Annotated in this window: 8 protein-coding genes; 3 read left to right on the top strand and 5 right to left on the bottom strand. The window is 69.1% G+C overall.

All coding sequences use genetic code 11. The features are described 5' to 3' along the window. The coding region (locus BQ8420_RS23705) for a histidine phosphatase family protein (protein ID WP_143847516.1) at nt 1–369 on the top strand (369 nt) is incomplete at its 5' end. Between the two features lie 86 nt (nt 370–455). Here BQ8420_RS23705 and BQ8420_RS23710 read toward each other — a convergent pair. Beyond that, a complete protein-coding gene (locus BQ8420_RS23710) occupies nt 456–1,133 on the bottom strand; it encodes a hypothetical protein (protein ID WP_087101385.1) in 678 nt (225 codons plus the stop codon). 183 nt (nt 1,134–1,316) lie between these two features. On the opposite strand from BQ8420_RS23710, the gene BQ8420_RS23715 reads away from it, so the two are divergent. Further along, the gene (locus BQ8420_RS23715; RefSeq protein WP_087101379.1) at nt 1,317–2,027 is read left to right on the top strand and encodes a MerR family transcriptional regulator; all 711 of its coding nucleotides are present in this window, start codon (nt 1,317–1,319) and stop codon (nt 2,025–2,027) included. Nucleotides 2,028–2,103: 76 nt separating this feature from the next. On the opposite strand, the gene BQ8420_RS23720 is transcribed toward BQ8420_RS23715, so the two are convergent. Continuing rightward, a complete protein-coding gene (locus tag BQ8420_RS23720) occupies nt 2,104–3,480 on the bottom strand; it encodes an FAD-binding oxidoreductase (RefSeq protein ID WP_087101380.1) in 1,377 nt (458 codons plus the stop codon). Nucleotides 3,481–3,769: 289 nt separating this feature from the next. Between BQ8420_RS23720 and BQ8420_RS23725 the strand changes: the two genes are divergently transcribed. Continuing rightward, nucleotides 3,770–4,522 (top strand): SDR family oxidoreductase, encoded by a 753-nt coding sequence (locus tag BQ8420_RS23725; RefSeq protein ID WP_087101381.1) that lies wholly within the window; start codon nt 3,770–3,772, stop codon nt 4,520–4,522. A gap of 88 nt (nt 4,523–4,610) precedes the next feature. On the opposite strand, the gene BQ8420_RS23730 is transcribed toward BQ8420_RS23725, so the two are convergent. From BQ8420_RS23730 to BQ8420_RS23740, 3 genes are read right to left on the bottom strand one after another with little or no spacing between them, the layout of a single operon-like run. Next, nucleotides 4,611–5,462, bottom strand: a complete 852-nt coding sequence (locus tag BQ8420_RS23730; RefSeq protein ID WP_200816067.1) for an ABC transporter permease — start codon at nt 5,460–5,462, stop codon at nt 4,611–4,613. Then, nucleotides 5,459–6,442 (bottom strand): ATP-binding cassette domain-containing protein, encoded by a 984-nt coding sequence (locus tag BQ8420_RS23735; protein ID WP_087101383.1) that lies wholly within the window; start codon nt 6,440–6,442, stop codon nt 5,459–5,461. Before BQ8420_RS23735 ends, BQ8420_RS23730 begins: the two co-directional genes overlap by 4 nt. Further along, nucleotides 6,442–7,269, bottom strand: coding sequence for an alpha/beta hydrolase (locus tag BQ8420_RS23740; protein ID WP_087101384.1), 828 nt, complete (start codon nt 7,267–7,269; stop codon nt 6,442–6,444). The genes BQ8420_RS23735 and BQ8420_RS23740 overlap by 1 nt, the downstream gene beginning before the upstream one ends. Nucleotides 7,270–7,496 lie beyond the last annotated feature (227 nt).

The raw sequence follows: 7,496 nt of genomic DNA on the forward strand, positions 1-7,496 counted from the left end.
CACCTGCCCACCCGCCACGAACTACCCCCCGAACACGCCGAACAGATCCTGGAGTTCATCGACCGCATCCCATCCTCCGAACACGCACCCGATCTGGCCGCCCGCGCCCGGGAACGCTTCACCGGCCCCGCCCCAGGGCCACACCCGCGCCGCGAAGTGGTCATCACCCACGCCTATCTGATCTCCCACCTGCTCGCCCACGCCCTGGACGCACCACCATGGCGGTGGATCACCACCCCGGTGGCCCATGCCGCCCTGACCGTGATCCGCTACCGCCCCAACGCCCCGGCCTCCGTCGTGGTCCTCAACGACACCGCCCACCTCACCGACCCGCTGCGCTGGACCGACCTGCCCACCTGGCGGCCCTGATACGGCCCTGACCCACCGGGGGAAGCGGGGAACAAGAATCGGGCGCGGCCCCCGTCGACCGCGCCCGACCCCCGCACCACCCCCGCTCAACCCCGGGCGCCCTCCCACACCCCGGCCGGAGCGAGTTCGAGCAGGTCGATCAGAGGATCGACCATGGCCATCACCACCTCCGGTTCCATCCCACCCTCACCCCAGGCCAGAAGATGCCCACCGGTGAACCGGAACGGCGCCCGCCCCCCAGGATCACCCAACAGCCAGGTGCGCACCCGCTCATCCAGCAACACCCGCGCGAACGCCTCGTCCTGGCAACGCACCTCGAAGACCTCGTCGAAGCCGGGCTCACCCACCCGCACCTCATTCCCGCCCCGGGACTCCGAGAGGGCACGCCCCGTATCGGCGCGCACCCCCAACAGTGGAGTGGGCGGGGTGGGCACGGCCACCACCGGAAAACGATGGGTGGTGGGCGCGGACCGACCGTCCTGCCCACAGGTGATGTAGGTGTACTCATAGGCCAACACCCGATGACCACGATGCTCACCCCAGAGCACGTGGACGGCCCTGGCGTTGGAAGGGGCCCGCCGGAAGGGCGCACCGGCGAACCGGTCGGCCAACTCGGGCCGCTCACGCGCATACCCCCACCCCCGCCCACCGGCCCACACACGCAAAGCGCGGGCCCGCTCGCGCTCGGCCGCGGCGCTCATCACCGTGATCGCGATGATGATCACGACCGCGATGGCCAGCAGGGCCATGACGCCACCGGACATGAGGCACATCCTCTCCAAGCGACTCTCCTCACGATGAGACGCGCCCCACACCCCGCCCGGTTCCCTCCGATCGCCCCCGGACAGGGCCGATCCGAACAACCCCATCACCTCGGGACCCACCCCACCCCGGGGCGCTCAGCCCTATCCTGACCCCACCACCCACACCCTCAGGGAAGGAACCGCGTGGACGAGCCGGTCCGCCTGCGCCCCATCGACCTGGCCCGCGCCGCGGGCATCTCCACCCAACAGGTCCGCAACCACGCCGACGAGGGCCTGCTGCCACCCACCCCACGCACCGCATCCGGATACCGCGTCTTCACCCACCACCACCAACGCGCCCTGCTCACCTACCGGGCCCTGTACACCGCCTTCGGCAGCCACACCTCCCGCGAGATCATGCACGCAGTACACGCACAGGACACCGACCGGGCCCTGGAACTGATCGACACCGCCCACGCCGACCTGCACCGACACCGCCAAGCCCTGAACCAGGCCGGCCAGGCCCTGTCCGCCATCGCCCACCGCACCCAGGGCGCCCCCACACCACCCCGCGGTGACCTGCGCATCGGCGAGACCGCCGCCCACCTGGGGGTACGCACCTCAGCCCTGCGCGTGTGGGAACAGGCCGGCCTGCTCACCCCCCAACGCGACCCCACCACCGGGTACCGCACCTACACCCCCGCCGACGTGCGCCTGGCCCGCATCGTCCACCTGCTCCGCCAAGTCGGCTACCCACTGCCCGACATCGGCCCCGTCCTGGAGCAACTGCGCCACAGCAGTGACACCAGCGCCCTGAACGAGGCCCTCTCCCAGCGCTCCCACGACCTGCTGGGCCGCTCCCGGGCCATGCTCACCGCCGCCGCCCACCTGCACGACCACCTCACCCACACCTGAGCCTCGACCCAAGAGAAGGGGGCCGTCCTCATCGAGAACGACCCCCACGCTCCGAACACGCGCACCGAACGCGAACTCAGGCGAACACCTTGCCCGGATTCAGCACACCGCGCGGATCCAACGCCGCCTTGACCGCCCGATGCATCTGCACCACCTGCGGTCCCAACTCCTGGGCCGCCCCGCGCATCTTGAGCAACCCCACCCCGTGCTCACCGGTGACGGTGCCGCCCATCGCCAACGCCTCGTCCACGATCACCTCGAAGGCCTGCTTGGCCCGCTCCTTGGCCGCCTCGTCCCCGGCCGGAACGATGAACAGGGGATGCAGGTTCCCATCACCGGCATGGGCGATGTTGCCGATGTGGGTGTCGAAACGCTCCGCCGCTCGCTCGATGGCCGCCAACATCTGCGGCACCCGCGCCTTGGGCACGCACACGTCCTCGGTCAGCAACGGACCCAACCGCTCCAACGCCGGGTAGGCCAACCGGCGCGCCGAGAACAACGCCTCGGCCTCCTCGGCGTCGGTGGAACGCACCGCGTACACCGCCCGCTCCTTCTCAAAACACTCCAGGATGCGGTCGGCCTCGACCTGACCCGACTCACCGGGCAGGTCACTACGGGCCAACAACAACACCTCACCCTCGGCCGAGAGCCCCATGTTCTTCCACTCATCCACCGCACGCAGACAGAACCGGTCGATCAACTCCATCGCCGAAGGCACGATGCCGGCCGCCGAAACCGCCGCCACCGCCCGACCCGCGTCCACCAACGAGTCGAAATAGCCCACCACCGTGTGCTCCACCCCGCTGCGGGCGGGCACCAAACGCAACGTCACCTCCGTGACCAGCCCCAGCGTGCCCTCCGAACCCACCATGAGCCCGGTCAGGTCATAACCGGTCACCCCCTTGGCGGTGGTGCGACCCAACCGCACCACCTCACCGGTACCGGTCACCACCTCCATGCCCAGCACGTAGTCACGGGTCACCCCGTACTTGACACAGCACAACCCGCCCGCGTTGGTGGCCACGTTCCCACCGATGGTCGACCACGCAGCCGAGGCCGGGTCCGGCGGATACCACAACCCCTCCCGAGCCACCCGCTCACGCAGGTCATCGTTGACCACCCCCGGCTGCACCGTGACGCTCTGCTGGACCGCGTCGACCTCCAACACCCGGTCCATACGCTCGAAGGAGACCACCACCCACCCCTGACCGGCGTTGGCCGCACCCGACAGTCCCGTACCGGCGCCACGCGCCACCACCGGAACCCCGTGCTCCACACAGGCCCGCACCACCCGCGCCACATCCGCCGTCTTTCGGGGACGCACCACCGCCACCGGGCCACCGAAGGGAGCCCATTCGGCCTCATCGTGCGCATACCCGGCCATCACCTCCGGATCGGTGACCACCGACCCCTGGCCCAAGGCGGCCGTCAACTCCTGCACGAGAGCGGACATGGGCACACTCCTCACCACATTGCGACGGCACCGTCTGCGCCGACGATGTCCAGCACTCTAACCGGACATTCCACGACACCTCTCATCACCTGCGCCGACCCGTGGACCACGCACCACCAGGGCCCCGCCACCCGCCCGGACCACCACCCCCGGCCGGGCCCCGATGTTCCACACCTTCACCGACGACCCCCTGCCCACCTGCGACGACACCCGCACCACCACCCGTTGAAAACCCACGAAAACCACCCAATGCGGTGTTAACGTGAACCCCCGGACTCGGAGGTGGAACATGCGCACGATCTTGGTCACCGGTGCCACCGGCGCCCTGGGCACCCACGTCACCGACCTGCTCCGCCAAGGACAGGACCACGTGCGCACCCTGAGCCGCCACCCCGACCCCACCGACCCCCACGCCCACACCGTCGACCTACGCAACGGCGCCGGACTCCACCGCGCCCTGGACGGCGTCCACACCCTGCTCCACCTGGCCTCCACCCCCACCGGCGGAGACCTACAAGCCGCCACCCACCTCATCGGCGCCGCCCGCACCGCACGCGTGCACCACCTGATCTACATCTCCATCGTCGGCGTCGACCGCATCCCCCTGGGCTACTACAAGACCAAACACACCGTCGAACAGGCCCTCCAAGCCAGCGACCTGGGCGTCACCATCTTGCGCACCACCCAATTCCACACACTCATCGAAGGCCTGTGCCAACGCATGGCACGACTGCCCGCCATGCCCTACCCCGACGTGGACGCCCAACCCATCGACCCCGCCGAAGTGGCCCTACGCCTGGCCCGCCTGGCCCAAGAGGAACCCGCCGGCCGCGTCCACGACCTGGGCGGACCCCACATCGAACCCTTCGCCGACCTGGCCCACACCTACCTACAAGCCCACCGGATGCACAAACACCGCTGGCCCCTGCGCGCCCCGGGCCGCATCTTCGCCGCCTACCGCCGCGGCGCCCACCTGGCCCCCGACCACCCCGTGGGCCGCACCACCTTCGCCCAATACCTGCACAACACCACCCGTCCCTGAACACCCCGCACACGCAAACGGCGCGAGAGGCCCCCGCACACAAAAGCGGGACGAGCCCCGCCCCCGCGGCACCGCCCCGCCCCGATCATCAACGACTCAACCGGCGATACCGGGCCACCGACAACGGCACGAACACCGCCAACAACACCAACGGCCACACCACCGCCATCAACACCGCGTTCTGAGCCACCCACCCCTGACCGGTCACCACCGTGTTCCCGAACAACTCCCGACACGCCAACACCGTCGCCGACAACGGATTCCACTCCGCCACCGGAGCCACCCACCCCGGCACCATCTCCGTGGGCACGAACGTCTCCGCCACCATCGCCAACGGGAACACCAACGCGAAGAACTTCATCGCCGCCTCCGGGCCGCGCACCAACAACCCCAACCAGATCCCGATCCAGGTGAAGGCCAACCGCAACAGCAACAACAACCCCAACGCCGCCAGCGCCGCCCCCACCCCCAGATGCCAACGCCACCCGATCAACAACCCCATCCCCACCAGAACCGCCAAATCCACCAACGCCGCCACCACGTCGGCCATCGACCGCCCCACCAACAACGCCGACGGCGCCATCGGCAACGTCCGGAACCGGTCCACCACCCCACGTCCCACATCGGAGACCACCGCGATCGTGGTGTTGCCGATCCCGAACGCCATCGTCAACGCGAACAACCCCGGCATGAGGAAATCCCGATACTGGTCGCCACCCACCCCCATGGCCGCGCCCAACGCCTCACCGAACACGAACCCGAACAGCAACACCGCCAACACCGGGATCATCAACGTGCCCACGACCTCATCGGGCTTGCGCACCAGATGCGTCAGATAACGGCGCGCCACCACCCAGGAGTCGGCCACCGCCCACCCCAGGCGCCGCGACCACACCCCCGCCACACCCACCAGGCCCCGGGCCCGTTCCACCTCGCTCACCACGACCCACCCCCGCCCACATCGCCCGGCTCCTCGCCCTCACGACCGGTCAACCCCAAGAACACATCGTCCAAGGTGGGCCGACGCAACGCGATGTCCTCCACGTCCAACCCCGCCTCGTCCAAGGCCCGCACCACCTTGGTCAACGCCGCACCCCGCCCCGCCAACGGAGCCCGCACACACAACGTGTCCACATCCACCGACGGCGGCGCGCCCGCCATCCGCTCCAACACCTGGGCCACCACCCCCAACTCCTCGGCACGACCCACCACGACCTCCACCCGGCCCCCGCCCACACGCTCCTTCAACTCCACAGGGGAGCCTTGGGCGATCACCCTCCCGGCGTCCATCACCGAGATCCGATCCGCCAACCGATCGGCCTCCTCCAGGTACTGGGTGGTCAACAGCACCGTGGTGCCGCCCGCCACCAACTCACGCACCATCTCCCACACCTGACCGCGACTCCGCGGATCCAACCCCGTGGTCGGCTCGTCCAAGAACAACACCCGCGGATCCAACACCAGCCCCGCCGCCAAATCCAATCGACGACGCATCCCACCCGAAAAAGTGCGCACCGGCCGATCGGCCGCCTCCACCAGGTCGAAGCGCTCCAACAACTCCTGGGCACGCGAGCGCGACCGCCGCCGCCCCAAGTGGTACAAACGCCCGAACATCTCCAGGTTGCGGCGCGCGCTCAACACCTCGTCCACCGCCGCGTACTGGCCCACGAACCCGATCCGCTCACGCACCGCCCAGGGCCGGGCCACCACGTCGGCCCCTGCCACCCACGCGCGTCCGGAATCGAAGGACAACAAGGTCGCCAACACCCGCACCATGGTGGTCTTACCGGCACCGTTGGGCCCCAACAGCCCGTGCACGGTCCCCGCCCCCACCCGCAGGTCCACCCCGTCCAAGGCGACCTTGCCGCCCCGATACCCCTTACGCAGACCCTGCGCCAGGATCGCCGTGTCCGCGACCATCAGGCCACCACCGAACCGGGCACCTCAACGGCCGGCACCGGCTCGCTCCGCCCACCCACCACACTCACCCGCTCATACCGGCCCACCGCGATCCGGGCGATGTTGCGCACCGACTCACTCCCGGACCGGTAATAGGAGCAGTGCCCGGGGATGTCGCCGGTGGTGAACACCCGCGCCCCAAAACCCGACCGCAACGGCGAAGGCCCATGCCCCACCCCGCCCACATAGCCGCGCGGAAAGAACCGGATCCAATCCTTGGGTCCCAAAGCCGCCCATAGATTCCCCGAAAACCCCAGAGCGTCCCGGTCACGCACCCCCAACCCCGGGCTGCCCAACACCACACACTCATCCACCCGGGCCCGCGACAACGCCAACCCGCACACCACCGCACCGTAACTGTGCCCCACCAACGTCACCCGCGCCGAGGACGGCAAGAACCGCGTCAACCGCACCAGATCACGCGCACCCCGCTCGGCCGGGGCCCGCATCACCGCCTCACCGAACCCCCGCGGAGTCCGATACCCCACCCACACCACCACCGCCACCCGCTCGGTGGGCGCCTGACGACGCATCTCCTCCAACAGGATCGCCGCGTTCGCCCGCGGCCGCGTCAACCTCGCCTGATCGAAGTAGTTACCCAGGTCGTTGTCGTTACCCGGAACCACCACCGCCACATGATCGGCCTCGGCCGCATCCCCCAACTCCTCCACGATGCGCCCCGGCCCACTCTCATCGAAGGCCAGCACCCGAACACCACGCCGCACACCACGCCCATAACACAAGGGGCCCTCAACGACACCTAAGGAAGGGGGGTTCACCGCGATCATGACTCTCCTCGACGAGACCGAAAATCTCCGGGTCCTCCCCGGCTCCTCAAACGCTAGATTCGGCCGCCGGGAACCACCATGACGTCACCACCACCTCCCTGATCCCCGCCACCCGCACCGCCCAACACCTGACTCTTATACACAACTGACGCTGCCGACGAATAGAGAGGTGTAGATCTCGGTGGTCGCCGTATCATTAAAAAAAAAAGGGGGGGGGGGGGGGGGGG

Source organism: Nocardiopsis sp. JB363 (genome assembly GCF_900143625.1).
In the GTDB taxonomy this organism is placed as follows: Bacteria; Actinomycetota; Actinomycetes; order Streptosporangiales; family Streptosporangiaceae; genus Nocardiopsis.

Coding starts and splice junctions, on each gene's coding strand:
- BQ8420_RS23710 (WP_087101385.1), bottom strand. CDS start 1,133: ATGTCCGGTGGCGTCATGGCCCTGCTGGCCATCGCGGTCGTGATCATC.
- BQ8420_RS23720 (WP_087101380.1), bottom strand. CDS start 3,480: ATGTCCGCTCTCGTGCAGGAGTTGACGGCCGCCTTGGGCCAGGGGTCG.
- BQ8420_RS23725 (WP_087101381.1), top strand. CDS start 3,770: ATGCGCACGATCTTGGTCACCGGTGCCACCGGCGCCCTGGGCACCCAC.
- BQ8420_RS23735 (WP_087101383.1), bottom strand. CDS start 6,442: ATGGTCGCGGACACGGCGATCCTGGCGCAGGGTCTGCGTAAGGGGTAT.
- BQ8420_RS23740 (WP_087101384.1), bottom strand. CDS start 7,269: ATGATCGCGGTGAACCCCCCTTCCTTAGGTGTCGTTGAGGGCCCCTTG.